The 14,842-nt window shown below is 69.7% G+C and carries 14 protein-coding genes; all 14 read right to left on the reverse strand.

Features of this window, described 5'->3' with window-relative positions:
• Nucleotides 1-42: 42 nt before the first annotated feature.
• Nucleotides 43-1,782, reverse strand: a complete 1,740-nt coding sequence (locus ACEI37_RS20135) for a thiamine pyrophosphate-binding protein (protein WP_373377895.1) — start codon at nt 1,780-1,782, stop codon at nt 43-45.
• Between the two features lie 61 nt (nt 1,783-1,843).
• A complete protein-coding gene (locus tag ACEI37_RS20140; protein WP_373377896.1) occupies nt 1,844-3,106 on the reverse strand; it encodes an MFS transporter in 1,263 nt (420 codons plus the stop codon).
• A 153-nt stretch (nt 3,107-3,259) separates the two neighbouring features.
• Nucleotides 3,260-4,084 (reverse strand): LytR/AlgR family response regulator transcription factor, encoded by an 825-nt coding sequence (locus ACEI37_RS20145; RefSeq protein ID WP_373377897.1) that lies wholly within the window; start codon nt 4,082-4,084, stop codon nt 3,260-3,262.
• Nucleotides 4,085-4,194: 110 nt separating this feature from the next.
• Nucleotides 4,195-5,370 (reverse strand): sensor histidine kinase, encoded by a 1,176-nt coding sequence (locus ACEI37_RS20150; protein WP_373377898.1) that lies wholly within the window; start codon nt 5,368-5,370, stop codon nt 4,195-4,197.
• Between the two features lie 60 nt (nt 5,371-5,430).
• On the reverse strand, nt 5,431-5,838 hold the full coding sequence (locus tag ACEI37_RS20155; protein WP_373377899.1) for a terminase: 408 nt from the start codon (nt 5,836-5,838) through the stop codon (nt 5,431-5,433).
• Nucleotides 5,839-6,085: 247 nt separating this feature from the next.
• Nucleotides 6,086-7,030: a CysB family HTH-type transcriptional regulator gene (locus ACEI37_RS20160; RefSeq protein ID WP_373377900.1), complete on the reverse strand. Its 945-nt coding sequence runs from the start codon at nt 7,028-7,030 to the stop codon at nt 6,086-6,088.
• Nucleotides 7,027-8,139: a sulfate/molybdate ABC transporter ATP-binding protein gene (locus ACEI37_RS20165; RefSeq protein WP_373377901.1), complete on the reverse strand. Its 1,113-nt coding sequence runs from the start codon at nt 8,137-8,139 to the stop codon at nt 7,027-7,029. The genes ACEI37_RS20160 and ACEI37_RS20165 overlap by 4 nt, the downstream gene beginning before the upstream one ends.
• On the reverse strand, nt 8,136-9,077 hold the full coding sequence (cysW, locus tag ACEI37_RS20170) for a sulfate ABC transporter permease subunit CysW (protein ID WP_373377902.1): 942 nt from the start codon (nt 9,075-9,077) through the stop codon (nt 8,136-8,138). The genes ACEI37_RS20165 and cysW overlap by 4 nt, the downstream gene beginning before the upstream one ends.
• A 1-nt stretch (nt 9,078) precedes the next feature.
• On the reverse strand, nt 9,079-10,038 hold the full coding sequence (gene cysT / locus ACEI37_RS20175; RefSeq protein WP_373377903.1) for a sulfate ABC transporter permease subunit CysT: 960 nt from the start codon (nt 10,036-10,038) through the stop codon (nt 9,079-9,081).
• Between the two features lie 155 nt (nt 10,039-10,193).
• Nucleotides 10,194-10,865: an RBBP9/YdeN family alpha/beta hydrolase gene (locus tag ACEI37_RS20180; protein WP_373377904.1), complete on the reverse strand. Its 672-nt coding sequence runs from the start codon at nt 10,863-10,865 to the stop codon at nt 10,194-10,196.
• A complete protein-coding gene (locus ACEI37_RS20185; RefSeq protein WP_373377905.1) occupies nt 10,862-11,728 on the reverse strand; it encodes an EAL domain-containing protein in 867 nt (288 codons plus the stop codon). The genes ACEI37_RS20180 and ACEI37_RS20185 overlap by 4 nt, the downstream gene beginning before the upstream one ends.
• Nucleotides 11,729-11,880: 152 nt before the next feature.
• Nucleotides 11,881-12,801 (reverse strand): ATP-binding cassette domain-containing protein, encoded by a 921-nt coding sequence (locus ACEI37_RS20190; protein WP_373377906.1) that lies wholly within the window; start codon nt 12,799-12,801, stop codon nt 11,881-11,883.
• A 35-nt stretch (nt 12,802-12,836) separates the two neighbouring features.
• Nucleotides 12,837-13,640, reverse strand: coding sequence for an aliphatic sulfonate ABC transporter permease SsuC (gene ssuC, locus ACEI37_RS20195; protein WP_373377907.1), 804 nt, complete (start codon nt 13,638-13,640; stop codon nt 12,837-12,839).
• Between the two features lie 10 nt (nt 13,641-13,650).
• On the reverse strand, nt 13,651-14,823 hold the full coding sequence (gene ssuD, locus ACEI37_RS20200; RefSeq protein WP_373377908.1) for an FMNH2-dependent alkanesulfonate monooxygenase: 1,173 nt from the start codon (nt 14,821-14,823) through the stop codon (nt 13,651-13,653).
• Nucleotides 14,824-14,842: the final 19 nt, after the last annotated feature.

Genomic DNA, 14,842 nt, shown 5'->3' on the forward strand with positions numbered 1-14,842 from the left:
TCTCCTGACAGAAAAGAATGGTTGTATTCCCGCGGTCCGGCTTTACGACTTCTGGGTGGCCAGCGCCTGCGCCCGGATCGCGCTCAGCGTGGTGCGCGGCGTGATCACGTCCGGGTCCACCTGGATCTCGATCAGCGTCGACACCGGCGCCGCCAGCGCCTCGCGCAAGGCCGCCGCAAAGGCCTCGGTCGTGGTCACGGTGGCCCCGCGTGCCCCATAGGCGCGCGCCAACGCGGCAAAGTCGGGATTGCACAGCTCGGTGCCGGACACATGCGTCGGGTATTCGCGTTCCTGGTGCATGCGGATGGTGCCGTACATGCCGTTGTTGACGACGATGATGACCACCGGCGCCTGGTATTGCATTGACGTAGCAAGTTCCTGGCCATTCATCAGGAAACAGCCGTCGCCCGCCAGCGCCACCACGGTACGCTGCGGGAAGGCGATCTTGGCACCCACTGCCGCCGGCACGCCGTAGCCCATCGCGCCGCTGGTCGGCGCCAGCTGGCCGCGGCCGCCGCTGGTGAACGGGCGATAGTGGAAATAGCGGTGCAGCCAGCCGGCATAGTTGCCGGCGCCGTTGGTCACCACCGCGTCGTCCGGCAGCAGCTGGTCCAGCGTGCGGATGACTTCGGCCATGTCGACGCCCTGCCCCGTGAACGGCGGCGGCTGCAGGTAGCGTTCGTAGTCGGCGTGCGCGGCTTCGGTCCAGGCCTGCCAGCGTGGCGCGGCCGGCGGCTGCAGGCCGGCCAGGCGCGCGGCAATGGCAGGCATCGCGGCCTGGATCATCAGGTCGGCCTGGTACACGCTGCCCAGCTCTTCGGCGCCGGCATGCACATGGATCAGTTTCTGGGCCGGCCGCGGCGCCGCGATCAGCGCGTAGCCGCCGGTGGTCATCTCGCCCAGCCGCGGGCCGATCGCGAGCACCAGGTCGGCATCGCGGATGCGCTCGGCCAGCGCGGGATTGATGCCGATGCCGACATCGCCGGCGTAGTTGGGATGGCGGTTGTCGAACAGGTCCTGGCCACGGAAGGCACAGCCTACCGGCAGTGCGAAGCGCTCGGCAAAGGCCTGCAGGTCGGCGCAGGCCTGCGGGGTCCAGCCGCTGCCGCCAGCCAGCACGAACGGGCGCTCGGCGGCCTCGAGCATGTCGGCCAGCCGCGCCAGCTCGGCCTCGCCGGGCCAGGCCATGACGCGCTGGTAGGCCTGCAGCTGCGGCACCGCGGCGGTTTGCGCCAGCATGTCTTCGGGCAGCGCCAGCACCACCGGGCCGGGACGGCCCGAGGTGGCGGTCTGGTAGGCGCGCGCGATGTATTCGGGGATGCGCTCGACCCGGTCGATCTGCGCCACCCACTTGGCCATCTGGCCGAACATGCGGCGGTAGTCGATTTCCTGGAAGGCCTCGCGGTCCATGAAGTCGGTGCCGACCTGGCCGATAAACAGGATCATCGGGGTCGAGTCCTGGAACGCGGTATGCACGCCGATGCTGGCATTGGTGGCGCCCGGCCCGCGCGTGCAGAACGCCAGCCCCGGGCGGCCGGTCAGCTTGCCGTAGGCTTCGGCCATCACCGCAGCGCCGCCCTCCTGCCGGCAGACGATGAAGCGCAGCCGGTCGCGGCGGCGGTGGAAGCCGTCGAGCACCGCCAGGTAGCTCTCGCCCGGCACGCCGAAGGCCAGTTCGGCGCCGTGCGCCAGCAGCGCATCGACCAGGATATGGCCGCCCGGCAGCGGCGCGCCGCGATCGGTATCTTCAGGCTGGATGGCGTTGGCCGGCGTCATTGGCATGGAAACGTTCCTCAGGCAAGCGGATTCGGATAGCGGCGGGCGGGCGGACTGGCGGGCTCGGCTAGGCGGCCTCCGCCCGTGCCGCGGCCTGGCTGCGCGAGCGGTTGCCGTTGCCCACGGTGACCGCGGTGAAGATCGACAGCAGCTGGAAGCCGCCGATCATGAAAAAGACCCAGGCCGGCAGCCTGGCATCCATCAGCGCGCCGAAGAACAGCGGGCCGCAGGCCAGGCCGATATCCAGCCCCGAGTAGACCACGCCGTAGACGCGCCCGGTGGCGCCGGCCGGCGCTGCCGCGCGCACCAGCAGGTCGCGCGAGGGCCCGGCGGTGCCGGCGCCAAAGCCGATCACCCCCATCAGCACCGGCACCAGCAGTGCCGGCACCAGGTTCAGCCCCACCAGCACCGCCATCAGCCCCGACACGGTGAAGCTGACCGCGATCAGCCGGTCATGGTTGCTGGTGCGGCTGGCGGCAAAGCCGCCGACGATCATGCCGCCCGCGCTGCACAGCATGTAGACGGTGTACGACGCCGTCGCCAGCGTGAACGGCATGCCGTACAGGTAGGTCAGCGCGGTGGGGGCAAAGCTCTGGATGCCGGCGGCGGAGAAGGTGGTCAGCAGGAAAAAGCCCCAGCACACCCACACCTGCGGCAGGCGCAGGAAGCCCAGCACGCTGCCGCCAGCTGTCGTTGCCCGGGCGGCGGGCCGGCCCACGGCGCCCTGCACTTCGCGCGGGTCCAGCACGTGGCGCAGCGCCACCAGCACCGCCAGCACGATCCAGGCCACCGCGGAGGCTGCCGCCAGCGCTACGCGCCAGCTGGCCAGGTTGGCGATCGCCACCAGGAACAGCGGCGCCGCGGCCCAGCCCAGGTTGCCGGAAATGCCGTGCACCGAGAATGCGTGGCCCAGCCGCGGCTGCGACACATGCTTGTTCAGCAGCGTGAAGTCGGCCGGATGGAACACGCCATTGCCCAGCCCCGCCACCGCCGCGCCCAATAGCAGCCCGGCATAGCCGCCGCTGGCCGACAGCAGCAAGGCCGCGCCGCCCAGGCAGGCCAGCCCGCCAAACAGCACCGGCCGAGCGCCGAAGCGGTCGACCACGAAGCCCGACGCGGTCTGGACCACCGCCGACACCGCGAAGAACACTGTCATCAGCAGGCCCAGCTCGGCATAGCTCAGCCCGAACTCGGCCTTGATCCATGGGAACAGCGGCGCCAGCAGCAAATGGTAGAAGTGCGAGACCCCATGCGCCAGCCCCACCAGCCCGATCACCTGGGCGTCGTGGCGAAGAGAATTGGGCGTGGGCTCGAGGGCGGCGATGGACATGGCGCGGGCGGTCGGAGGGGCAATGCGGTGGGCTGGGCGGCGGGCAAAAAAATACGGGCCGAAGCCCGCATCATAGAGGAAAACCCCTGTCCGCTGCTGGCAGGTGGCGGCCACGCCGCCTCCGCGCCGGCCGATCTTGCCCCACCCCCGCCGTCACATCTGCTTGAACAGGTGCGCGTACTGGCGCGCCACCGGCAGCAGCTCCGGCCGGTCGCGCAGCCGCAGCGACAGCCGGCCCAGCGACTGGTTGACCGCGCTGGCGACACAGCTGATGTTGACCACGGTGCCGCGGTGCACCTGCCAGAAGCGCTCGGGATCGAGCTGCTGGGTCAGCTCGCGCAGGCTGGTGCGGATCAGCGCCTCGCCGGCGCCCGAGACCACGTTGACGTACTTGTCGGTGGCTTCCAGGTAGATCACCTCATCGACCGGGATGATGCGCACCTCCTGCCCCACCAGCGCCTTGATAAAGCGCAGGTACTGGCGCTGCGGCGCACCGGCCGCGCCCGGCGTGGCATGCTCCAGCGATTCCAGGCGCGCCAGCAGCTGGCCGAGCCGGTCGGTCTCGGCCACCGCGGCTTCGTCGTCGCCGTCTTCCGCTTCCGCGGAGGCGGCCAGCCGGTCCTTCAGGCGCTGCACGGTCGCTTCCAGCCGTTCGCGCTGCACCGGCTTGAGCACGTAGTCGACCGCGGCGCGCTCGAAGGCCTCCAGCGCAAACTGGTCGTAGGCGGTGACGAACACCACCAGCGGCGGGGCATCGAATTCGATCAGCTCGCGCGCCACGTCCATGCCGCTCATGCCAGGCATGCGGATATCGAGGAAGGCCACGCGCGGCTGGTGTTCGCGCGCCGCCGCCAGCGCGGCCACGCCGTCGTGGACCACGGACACGACCCGCGCCTCGGGCCACAGGGCCGCCAGTTCGGATTCCAGCACGCGGGCAAGCAGCGCTTCGTCGTCGGCAATCAGCAGGGTCGGGGTCATGGGGGGCGTGGGGGCGTGTGCGAAAGCGGATTCTTGGCACTGCAGGCGCACCGGCTGGTGCCAAACCTGCAGCGCATATTGTTGTCAGGCGAGCCCGCAGCGAGCGCGCGTCAGAGCCGTGGCATGGCCGGGGCGGATACCGGCATGCCTTCCGGCACCGCGGTGACGGTCTGGGTCACGGTGGGCGCCTCGGTCGGGCGCTCCAGCGGCAAGGTCAGCCGCACCACCACGCCGCGCGGCGAATTCTCTTCCATCTGCATGGTCGCCGCCGCGCCGAAGATACGCGCCAGGCGCTCGCGCACATGGGTGATGCCCAGCCCCGAGCCCTTGCCCGAGGCATGGCCGAAACCGACCCCGGTATCGGCGATCACCACCTGCACCGCGTTGTCGCCGGCCGCGCGCGCCGACAGCCGGATATGGCCGCCGATCATGCAGGGTTCGATGCCATGCGTGACCGCGTTTTCCACCAGCGGCTGGATCAGCATCGGCGGAATCTCGACCTTCGCCAGTTCGCGCGGCAGGTCGATGTCGTACGAGAGCCGCTGGCCGAAGCGCATGGCCTGGATCTCGAGGTAGCTGCGCAGCAGTTCGAATTCCTGCCGCAGCGTGCATTGCTCGGCGCGGGTATGCGCCAGCGACATGCGCAGGAAGCCGATCAGCCGCTGCAGCAGCTGCCGCGCCGCCGGCGGATCGGTGGCGATCAGCCCGTCGAGGTTGGCCAGCGAGTTGAACAGGAAGTGCGGCTCGATCTGCGCCTGCAGCGCCATCAGCTGCGCGCGCACCAGCTGCTTTTCAGCCTCTTCGCGCTGCAGCGCGTCCAGCGCCGCCTGCCGCTCCAGCGACGCCAGCTTCTCACGCGACCAGTAGAAGTAGATCATCGACGCGGCCGCCAGCATGCCCACCACCAGGCACATGCGCAGCATGCCGCCGGCCTCGTCGGCCGACTTTGGCGGCAGGTCCAGCACCACGCGCGTGGCCCAGCTGCCGAACACCACGCCGGCGGGCACGGCCGCCGCGGCGAGCAGCAGGAAGGGCCAGCGGCGCGGGCGGTCGTTCCACCAGATCACCACGCGCGGGATGTCGATCAGCACCCAGATCGACAGCCCGATCAGCTGGCTGTAGACGAAGTTGTGCCAGAGCGTGCCGCCGGTCTGGAAGCCGTAGTTCAGGCTGATGGCGATCACCGAGTTCATGCACAGCACGAACAGCAGGTCGCGCCCCAGGATATTCAGGCGGGACGGGATGGCGGTGCAGGCGTGTGTAAAGCAGCGGTCCATGGCGTTCATGTTAGCGCGGCTTTCGCCATGCGCAATACAGCGGGTGATGGGACGGCGACATGGGCTGCATCACCCACCCTGCCCGGTTGCGTCGCCAGACCGCGCGGGCGCAGCCGTTGGCGCCGCGCCGCGGCCCGCCAGCGCGCGCCACCATTGCCCGGACAGCACATAGCGCGGAAAGGTGATCCACTGCTCGGCCAGGATGCGTCCGGCGATGTCGGCCGGTCCGGCAAACGGCTCCGGCGCATGGGCCTCGAGCCGGTGGCCCCGCCCCTGCAGCGCCATCGACATGCCCATGCACACCAGCCCCAGCGCGATCGCCGGCAGGTTCAGGCGCAGCAGGCCATAGAGGCCCAGCACGGTGCCGGCCATGAACATCGGCACCGCCACGATATGCAGCAGCAGGTTGCGGGGATGCTGGTGGTTGCGGGCATAGCCGCGCCACTGCCAGCGCAGCAGCGGTTCGTCGTCGCGCATGATCGTCTCTCTCTCCCTTGCCCGGTCCTTGCCGACCGGCGGCCGTGCGCAAACTTTGTTGCGCTGCGGTACACGTGCGGCGCTTGCCGGAATGGCAGCGCGGGCACGTGCAGGGAATGTACCCCGAGGCGGGGGTGGAAGAAAGTCTGTTGCGACGAACGGCGGGCACGGGGTGCGAACGGCACCGGGCCGGTGCGGACGGCGCACCCGCCGGCCGCGCGGGGTGCTGCGGACGCCGCGCGCCGGATCAGGCAGCCAGGGCCTGGCGGTCCTGCTCGGACAGCGCGCTGGTCACGGTGTCGCGCGACAGGTGCGGCGCGAACATGTTGATGAAGGCGTGCGCATAGCCGCGCAGGTAGGCGCCGCGGCGCACCGCCACGCTGGTGGTGTTGGGCGCGAACAGGTGGTCTGCCGAAATCCGCACCAGGCCCGAATCCTTGCGTTCGTCATACGCCATCGACGCAATGATGCCGACGCCCAGGTCCAGTTCCGCATAAGTCTTGATCACGTCGGCATCCAGCGCCGTCAGCACGATCTCGGGCTGCAGCCCCGCCTCGGCAAAGGCGCTGTCGATCTTGCGGCGGCCGGTGAAGCCGGCGTCGTAGGTGATCAGCTGGAAGTTCGCGACGTCTTCGAGCGTCGGTTCCGGCAGGCGCGTGAGCGGATGGTCCGGCGACACCACCAGCACGTGCTGCCAGCTGTAGGCCTCGAACGAGGTCAGCCCGGCCTCGGTCGCCAGCGCCTCGGTGGCGATGCCGATATCGGCCTGCCCGGTCAGCAGCAGCTCGACGATATGCGTGGGCGACGCTTCCTGCAGTGCCAGCGTCACATGCGGGTATTCGCGGCGGAACGCCTGCACCACGCGCGGCAGGGCATAGCGCGCCTGGGTGTGGGTGGTGGCGACGGTGAGCCGGCCGGTGTGGCGGCCGGCGTATTCGTCGCCGGCCTGGCGCAGGTTCTCGGCTTCAAGAAGCAGGCGCTCGACGATGCGCACGATCTCGCGGCCGGGCTCGGTCAGCCCGGTCAGGCGCTTGCCGTAGCGCTCGAAGATCTCCACCCCCAGCTCCTCCTCCAGCTCGCGGATCTGGCGCGACACGCCGGGCTGCGAGGTATAGAGCGCGTTGGCGACCTCGGTCAGGTTGAACTGGCGGCGCACCGCCTCGCGGATCGAACGGAGTTGCTGGAAGTTCATCGTGCGGCCTCTTGTTTTTGGATGGGGGCGGTGCCGTTGGCTTGCGTGAAAACGCGCAGCTGGCGCGGGCGCACGGCGAGCAGCTCGCCCTCGCGGAAGCCCGCGTGGCGGAAGCGCTCGAGCGGCAGCGCCACCTCGATCACGTCCTGGTTGTCTTCGCGCTCGAGCTCGAGCTGCGCCACCGGGCCCAGCGTCAGCGCGCGGCGCAGCGTCACGGCAATGCCGTCGGCGCCGGGTGCATAGCGTTCCAGGTCCAGGTCGTGCGGACGGACGTAGGCGACCGCATCGCCGGCAGTCTCATGGCCGCTGCCGACCACCGGCAGCACCGCCTCGCCGGTGTGCAGGAGGCCGCCGCTCTCGCCCACTTCGAGCCGGCCGTGGAACAGGTTGACGTTGCCGAGGAAGCCGAACACGAACGGCGTGGCGGGATGGTTGTAGACCGCCTCGGGCGAGCCGTACTGCTCGACGCGGCCGCGGTTCATCAGCACCACCTGGTCAGCCACTTCCAGCGCTTCTTCCTGGTCGTGCGTGACGAACACGCTGGTCACATGCAGCTCGTCGTGCAGGCGCCGCAGCCAGCGGCGCAGTTCCTTGCGCACCTTGGCATCGAGCGCACCGAACGGCTCGTCGAGCAGCAGCACGCGCGGCTCCACCGCCAGCGCACGCGCCAGGGCGATGCGCTGGCGCTGGCCACCCGACAGCTGCGCCGGGTAGCGGTCGGCGAGCCAGTCGAGCTGGACCAGGTCGAGCAGCGCATGCACCTTCTCGCGGATCTGCGCTTCGCTCGGGCGTTCGGCGCGCGGCTTCACGCGCAGGCCGAAGGCCACGTTCTCGAACACGCTCATATGCTTGAACAGCGCGTAATGCTGGAACACGAAGCCCACCTGGCGCTGGCGCACATGCTGGTCCGATGCATCGCGCCCGGCCAGCACGATCTGGCCGGCGTCGGCGCGCTCCAGGCCGGCGATGATGCGCAGCAGCGTGGTCTTGCCGCAGCCGGACGGCCCCAGCAGCGCGGTCAGCTCGCCTTCGTCGAAATCGAGCGAGACATTGTCCAGCGCGACAAAGTCGCCAAAGCGCTTCTCTACGTTCTTGACCTGGATGCTCATGATGCTTGTCCTTGCACTGAAGCCGGCAGGCTTGCCAGCGGCCGCTCCGGTGCGGCCTCTTCGGTTTCCTTGCGGGCGCGCCATTCCACCAGGGTCTTGATACCCAGCGTGACCAGCGCCAGCAGGGTCAGCAGCGACGCCACCGCGAACGCGGCTGCGAAGTTGTACTCGTTGTAGAGGATCTCGACGTGCAGCGGCATGGTGTTGGTCAGCCCGCGGATATGGCCCGACACCACCGACACCGCGCCGAACTCGCCCATCGCTCGCGCATTGCACAGGATCACGCCGTACAGCAGGCCCCAGCGGATATTGGGCAGCGTGATATGGCGGAAGGTCTGCCAGCCCGACGCGCCCAGCACGATCGCGGCCTCTTCCTCTTCGCTGCCCTGCGCCTGCATCAGCGGGATCAGCTCGCGCGCGACGAAGGGGAAGGTCACAAAGATGGTGGCCAGCACGATGCCCGGCACCGCGAACATGATCTTGATGTCGTGTGCTTCCAGCCACGGACCCAGCCATCCCTGCGCGCCGAACAGCAGCACATAGACCAGGCCCGAGATCACCGGCGACACCGAGAACGGCAGGTCGATCAGCGTGATCAGCAAGTTCTTGCCGCGGAAGTCGAACTTGGCGATGGCCCACGCCGCCGCGACGCCGAACACCACGTTCAGCGGCACCGCGATCGCCGCCACCGTCAGCGTGAGCTGGATCGCGGCCAGCGCGTCGGGCTCGATCAGCGCTTCCCAGTAGGTCTGCACGCCCTTGCGCAAGGCTTCATAGAACACCGACGCCAGCGGCACGAACAGGAACAGCGTCAGGAACAGCACCGCCACCGCGATCAGCGTGTAGCGCACCCATGGCGCCTCGCCGGTGGCGTCGAAGCGGTGATGCCCCCTGGCGCTGCCGTGCCCGCCCAAGCGTCCCGAGATTGCTCCGGCCATCTCAGAACTCCTTGCCCGTGGCGGGCGCTTCCGTGGCCAGCGCGGCGCGCGCACCCGACTGGTGGCGGCGCGTCCAGGCCTGCAGCAGGTTGATCAGCAGCAGCAGCGCGAACGAGATCACCAGCATCACCACCGCCACCGCGGTGGCACCTGCGTAGTCGTACTGCTCCAGCTTGGAATAGATCATCAGCGGCGCGATCTCCGACACCATCGGCATGTTGCCCGAGATGAATACCACCGAGCCGTACTCGCCGGTGGCGCGCGCGAACGACAGCGCAAACCCGGTCAGCAGCGCCGGCAGGATCGCCGGCAGGATCACGCGGCGGAAGGTCTGCAGCCGGTTGGCGCCGAGGCTGGCCGCGGCTTCTTCCAGTTCCTGCTCGACGTCTTCGAGCACCGGCTGCACCGTGCGCACCACGAACGGCAGGCCGATAAAGGTCAGCGCCACCACCACGCCCAGCGGCGTGAACGCGACCTTGATGCCAAGCGGCTCCAGGTAGCGGCCGATCCAGCCATTGCCGGCGAACAGCGCGGTCAGCGCGATGCCGGCCACCGCGGTCGGCAACGCGAACGGCAGATCGACCAGCGCATCGATCAGGCGCTTGCCGACAAAGCGGTAGCGCACCAGCACCCACGCCACGACCAGCCCGAACACCGTATTGACGATGGCGGCGATGAGCGACGCGCCGAAGCTCAGCTGCAGCGATGCCACCACGCGCGGCGCCGTGATCGACGTCCAGAATGCGTCCCACGTCATCGTGAACGTCTTCAGGAACGTGGCCGACAGCGGCACCAGCACGATCAGCGTCAGGTAGAACAGCGTGAACCCGAGCGACAAGCCGAAGCCCGGCAGCACGGTGAAGCGCTGCGTGGACGGCTGGCGCGGCGCAGGCGCGGCGCCGGATCCGGGCGTGCGCTGGGCGGCTGGCGGCGTGTCCGCCAGGGAGATGGATGGAGGCATGTCGTCTCGTCTTTGAGCGGTGCCCTATCAGGCCGATGGCCCGGGTCCGGCACGCCGTTCTTTATGACGCCGGCGCATATCGCCGGCCTACGAGACAGATTCTGCAGAGCCGTCCTTATAAAAAGAACGAATCTTTATGAATTTTCTTAGACGGTTTAGATATAAGGGACCGTAGAGGCGACTTCTACCCCTGCCTCCCAAGGGGTGCTTGAGGCACTTTGTGGGCCGGTGTCGCCGGCCTGGGCGATCCGTTGCACCAGCGTATCGAGCAGCGCGAGGCCTTCGGACCACTCGCCGAGTCCAGAGTCGGCATTGATATGGCCGAGATGGCCCACGTCGACCAGCTCGCTGCCCCACAGCGTGCCCCAGGAGAATGCGGTGCGCTGCGGCATCCACGGGTCGTTGCGGCTGGCCGCAAGGATGGTCGGGAACGGCAGCCGGTAGGCGGGCAGCAACGCTGCCACGCCGAACTTGTCCGGATCCGCCGGTGCCACCAGCAAGGCGCCGGCGATGCCGACCGGGTCCAGCGCCGCCTGGCGCAGCGTCGCCAGGCAGCCGAAGCTGTGCGCCACCAGCACGGCGCCGCGCGCGGCCACGCGCCGGGCCCGCATCACGCCTTCGGAAACGCGCTCGGCCCACAGCGGCAGGCTCGGCCGCGACCAGTCATGCTGCTCCACCCGCTGCCAGTCGGGAAACTGCTGCTCCCAGCGGCTCTGCCAGTGCCCCGGGCCGCTGCCGTGCAAGCCAGGCACCGTCAGCACCTGCAGGTGGCGGGGAATTTCCAGCCGCATGGCGCGGCCCGGCAAGGTCCTGTCCGCTTGCGTCATACCGGCTCCCCGCTCAGTGCCTGTGGTCGCGCGGCGTGCCCAGCCGTACTCTCCACCGCGCGCAGCCCGGCCGCGCTCACCAGCCCGCCGGCAAAGGCGCCCTGCCCCAGGCCGATGCCGGCAGCCTGCAGGCGCTCGATGCTCTCGGCGTCCTGCAGGCGCCTACCGATCAGCGTGACGCCGGCGCTGGCGGCGCTGGCGCGCAGGCCGGACAGCTGGCGGTCGGTCCAGGTGCGGCGCATGTCCAGCTTGAGCCAGTCCGGCAGCGCATGCGCCATCAGCGCGCCCGCCTCGGCCGGATCCGACGCCTGCAGGCTCACTGCGAAACCATTGCGACGGTAATTGCCGACCACATGCAGCAGCAGCCCGAGATCATCATTGGCGCTGGCCGGCACCTGGATCACAAAGCGCTCCAGCGGCAACCCCAGCGACTGCAGCGCGCGCCGGAAGGCCGCGCCGTGGTCGTCTGCCACCGCGGCCAGCAAGCGGTTGTGCACGTTCAGCACCAGCTTGTGCTCGCCGTCGGCGGCAAAGTAGTTGATGGCATGCAGCAGGCGCGAGAGCCGGTCCAGCGACACCAGCGTGTGATCGTCTGCCGCCATCGCGAACAGCTTCCACGCCGCCAGGCCAACGCCGTCCTCGGCATAGGTATGGATCGCGCCTTCATGCGCCACCACCTGCCGGTCCGCCAGCGTCACCAGCGGCTCGAACGCGCTGGTCAGCGAGCAGTTGAAGAACTGGCCCTGCACCTGGCCGCGCGCATCGCGCCACAGCTGCCGGTCTGCCAGCGGCTGGCGCGGCAGCGATTCGAGATAGCGTTGGAGCGCAGACGCTGCGCCCGTGGGTTCATGCACGCCTGGCATGGTGATCCTTGGGTTGACCGGCCATTCGGGAGATTCTGGGCCGGCGGTCTGATTGATAAGGGCAAGCGCGGCGCCAGTGGCGGCCTGCCTGCTCATGATAGAAGCCTGGCAGGCGCGGGCGTATGAAGATTTAGAACTGTCGATATGCGCCGTCAGGCAGCCCAGCTCACATCCAGCGGCGGTGCGGCGGGCACGGCAGCCTGCGCGCCGGCCGCTGCAGCGGCCTGCGACGGCCGCATCACCCGCTGCAGCACCTCGGCTTCCAGTTGCGCAAAGCCCGCGGCACCGCGTTCGCGCGGCCGTGCCAGCGCCACGCGCGTGTCCATGGCGATGCGGCCGTCCTCGATCAGCACGATGCGGTCGGCCAGCGCCACCGCTTCGGAGACATCGTGCGTGACCAGCAGCGCGGTGAAGCCCAGCCGGCGCCACAGCGATTCGATCAGCGCCTGCATTTCGATGCGCGTCAGCGCGTCGAGCGCGCCCAGCGGCTCGTCGAGCAGCAACAATTGCGGGTGATGCACCAGCGCGCGCGCCAGCGCCACGCGCTGGCGCTGGCCGCCGGACAGCCGCGCCGGCCACGCCTGCGCGCGGTCGGCCAGCCCCACCTGCGCCAGCACCTGCGCCGCCTCGGCGTGGCGTGCGCGCGGCAGGCCCAGCGCCACGTTGTCCAGCACCCGCTTCCACGGCAGCAGCCGCGCGTCCTGGAACATCACGCGCACGTCGGCCGGCCTTGCGCGGCTCGTGGAGCCCGTGGCAGCGGCTTCGCCATCGATGGCGATGCTGCCGCCGTCGGCCGCTTCCAGCCCCGCCACCAGCCGCAGCAAGGTGCTCTTGCCGCAGCCGCTGCGCCCGACGATGGCGAGGAACTCGCCCGGCGCGACCTCCAGCGCCACCTCGTGCAGCACCGTGCGGCCGTCGTAGCGCTTGACCACCTGATTCACGCGCACTGCCACACCGCCCGCCGCGTCCTTGCCGCGCACCTCGGGCACCACCGCCGCAGCGGCCGCCTCGCGCCGCGCCAGGCCCGCTTCCAGCTCGGCCAGGGCCGCCCGTTCCACCGGATACATCTGCATCTCGCTCTCCTTGCCTTGATTGGTTGCCGCGCCGCTCAGGCCGCGGCGTAGCCCGGGTGCCAGCGCAGCCAGTAGCGCTCCAGCCCGCGCGACAGCCAGTCGGCCAGCTTGCCCAGCAGGGCATAGAGCAGGATGCCGACCAGCACCACGTCGGTTTGCAGGAATTCGCGCGCATTCATGGTCATGTAGCCGATGCCCGATTGCGCGGAGATGGTTTCCGCGACGATCAGCACCACCCACATCAGCCCCAGCGCAAAGCGCACGCCGACCAGGATGCCCGGCAGCGCGCCGGGCAGGATCACCTCGCGATACAGCTGCCAGCCCGACAAGCCGTAGCTGCGCGCCATCTCCACCAGACCCGCATCGACCGAACGGATGCCGTGGTAGGTGTTCAGGTACACCGGGAAGAACACGCCCAGCGAGACCAGGAACAGCTTGGCGCTCTCGTCGATGCCGAACCACAGGATCACCAGCGGGATCAGCGCCAGCGCCGGGATGTTGCGCACCATCTGCAGCGTGCTGTCGAGCAGCGTGGCGGCGGTGCGGAAGGTGCCGGTCAGCAGGCCCAGCAGCAGGCCCAGCCCGCCGCCGATGGCAAACCCCAGCAGCGCGCGCCAGGTGCTGACCCCGACGTGCCGCCACAGCTCGCCCGAGCGCGCGAGTTCCCACGCGGCCTGCACCACGGCCAGCGGGGCCGGCAGCACGCGGCTGGACAACCAGCCGTGCTGCGACGCCAGCTGCCACGCAACGATCAGCAGCACCGGCACGATCCACGGCGCGGCGGCGCGCCACAAGGCCTGCGGCGCCTGGCTCGGCGACGGTATCAGCGCAGCGGTCATGGTGGCCTCCTCAGCTTTGCGCGGCGCGCGGCACGATGCCCGTCGCCATGACTTCACCGAACGGGCCGGACAGCACCTTGCCCGGCAGCGTGTCGAACTTCGCCCGCACCGCGCGCGGCAGCAGCGGGAACACCAGTTCGGCAAATCGGTAGGCTTCTTCCAGGTGCGGATAGCCGGACAGCACGAAGGTGTCGATGCCCAGCGCGGCGTATTCGCGCAGGCGCTCGGCCACGGTATGCGGATCGCCCACCAGCGCGGTGCCGGCGCCGCCGCGCACCAGGCCGACACCGGCCCACAGGTTGGGGCTGATCTCCAGCGCCTCGCGCGTGCGGCGCGTGCCGCCCGCATGCAGCGCGGCCATGCGGCGCTGGCCCTCGGAATCCATATTGGCGAACACCGCTTGCGCGCGCGCCACGGTGTCGTCGTCGAGCCGGCTGATCAGGTCCTCGGCCGCGGCCCACGCCGCGGCATCGGTCTCGCGCACGATCACATGCAGGCGGATGCCGAACTTCACCGTGCGGCCGTGGCGCGCGGCGTGGCGGCGCACGTCGTCCAGCTTCTGCGCCACCGCCGCGGGCGGCTCGCCCCAGGTCAGGTAGGTATCGACCTGCTCGCCCGCCAGCGCATGCGCCGGCGCCGACGAGCCGCCGAAGTACACGGGCGGATGCGGCCGCTGCAGCGGCGGGTACAGCACGGTCGCGCCCTTCACGCTCAGGTGCCTGCCCTCGTAGTCGACCTTGTCGCCGTCATGGCTGGCGGCCAGCACCTGGCGCCAGATGCGCAGGAATTCCGCCGAGGCCTCGTAGCGTTCGGTGTGATCGAGGAACAGGCCGTCGCCCTCGAGCTCGGCGCGATCGCCACCGGTGACGAGGTTGATCAGCAGGCGACCGTTGGAGATGCGGTCGAAGGTCGCGGCCATGCGCGCGGCCAGCGTCGGTGCGATCAGGCCCGGGCGCACCGCGACCAGGAATTTCAGGCGCTGCGTGACCGCGGCCAGCGCCGATGCGACTACCCACGGGTCTTCGCAGGAGCGGCCCGTCGGAATCAGCACCCCTTCATAGCCGAGCGTGTCGGTGGCCACGGCGACCTGCCTGAGATAATCGAAACCGACCGCGCGCGCGCCTTCGGAGGTGCCCAGATAGCGGCTGTCGCCGTGGGTAGGGATGAACCAGAATACTTGCATGTCGTGCTCCTGTTCTTCT

The organism is Cupriavidus nantongensis (assembly GCF_041726985.1).
In the GTDB taxonomy this organism is placed as follows: Bacteria; Pseudomonadota; Gammaproteobacteria; order Burkholderiales; family Burkholderiaceae; genus Cupriavidus; species Cupriavidus nantongensis_A.

What these genes read in the sequence shown, in the direction of transcription:
- ACEI37_RS20135 (WP_373377895.1), bottom strand. Translation starts at nt 1,782, where the DNA reads ATGCCAATGACGCCGGCCAACGCCATCCAGCCTGAAGATACCGATCGC.
- ACEI37_RS20140 (WP_373377896.1), bottom strand. Translation starts at nt 3,106, where the DNA reads ATGTCCATCGCCGCCCTCGAGCCCACGCCCAATTCTCTTCGCCACGAC.
- ACEI37_RS20145 (WP_373377897.1), bottom strand. Translation starts at nt 4,084, where the DNA reads ATGACCCCGACCCTGCTGATTGCCGACGACGAAGCGCTGCTTGCCCGC.
- ACEI37_RS20150 (WP_373377898.1), bottom strand. Translation starts at nt 5,370, where the DNA reads ATGAACGCCATGGACCGCTGCTTTACACACGCCTGCACCGCCATCCCG.
- ACEI37_RS20155 (WP_373377899.1), bottom strand. Translation starts at nt 5,838, where the DNA reads ATGCGCGACGACGAACCGCTGCTGCGCTGGCAGTGGCGCGGCTATGCC.
- ACEI37_RS20160 (WP_373377900.1), bottom strand. Translation starts at nt 7,030, where the DNA reads ATGAACTTCCAGCAACTCCGTTCGATCCGCGAGGCGGTGCGCCGCCAG.
- ACEI37_RS20165 (WP_373377901.1), bottom strand. Translation starts at nt 8,139, where the DNA reads ATGAGCATCCAGGTCAAGAACGTAGAGAAGCGCTTTGGCGACTTTGTC.
- cysW (WP_373377902.1), bottom strand. Translation starts at nt 9,077, where the DNA reads ATGGCCGGAGCAATCTCGGGACGCTTGGGCGGGCACGGCAGCGCCAGG.
- cysT (WP_373377903.1), bottom strand. Translation starts at nt 10,038, where the DNA reads ATGCCTCCATCCATCTCCCTGGCGGACACGCCGCCAGCCGCCCAGCGC.
- ACEI37_RS20180 (WP_373377904.1), bottom strand. Translation starts at nt 10,865, where the DNA reads ATGACGCAAGCGGACAGGACCTTGCCGGGCCGCGCCATGCGGCTGGAA.
- ACEI37_RS20185 (WP_373377905.1), bottom strand. Translation starts at nt 11,728, where the DNA reads ATGCCAGGCGTGCATGAACCCACGGGCGCAGCGTCTGCGCTCCAACGC.
- ACEI37_RS20190 (WP_373377906.1), bottom strand. Translation starts at nt 12,801, where the DNA reads ATGCAGATGTATCCGGTGGAACGGGCGGCCCTGGCCGAGCTGGAAGCG.
- ssuC (WP_373377907.1), bottom strand. Translation starts at nt 13,640, where the DNA reads ATGACCGCTGCGCTGATACCGTCGCCGAGCCAGGCGCCGCAGGCCTTG.
- ssuD (WP_373377908.1), bottom strand. Translation starts at nt 14,823, where the DNA reads ATGCAAGTATTCTGGTTCATCCCTACCCACGGCGACAGCCGCTATCTG.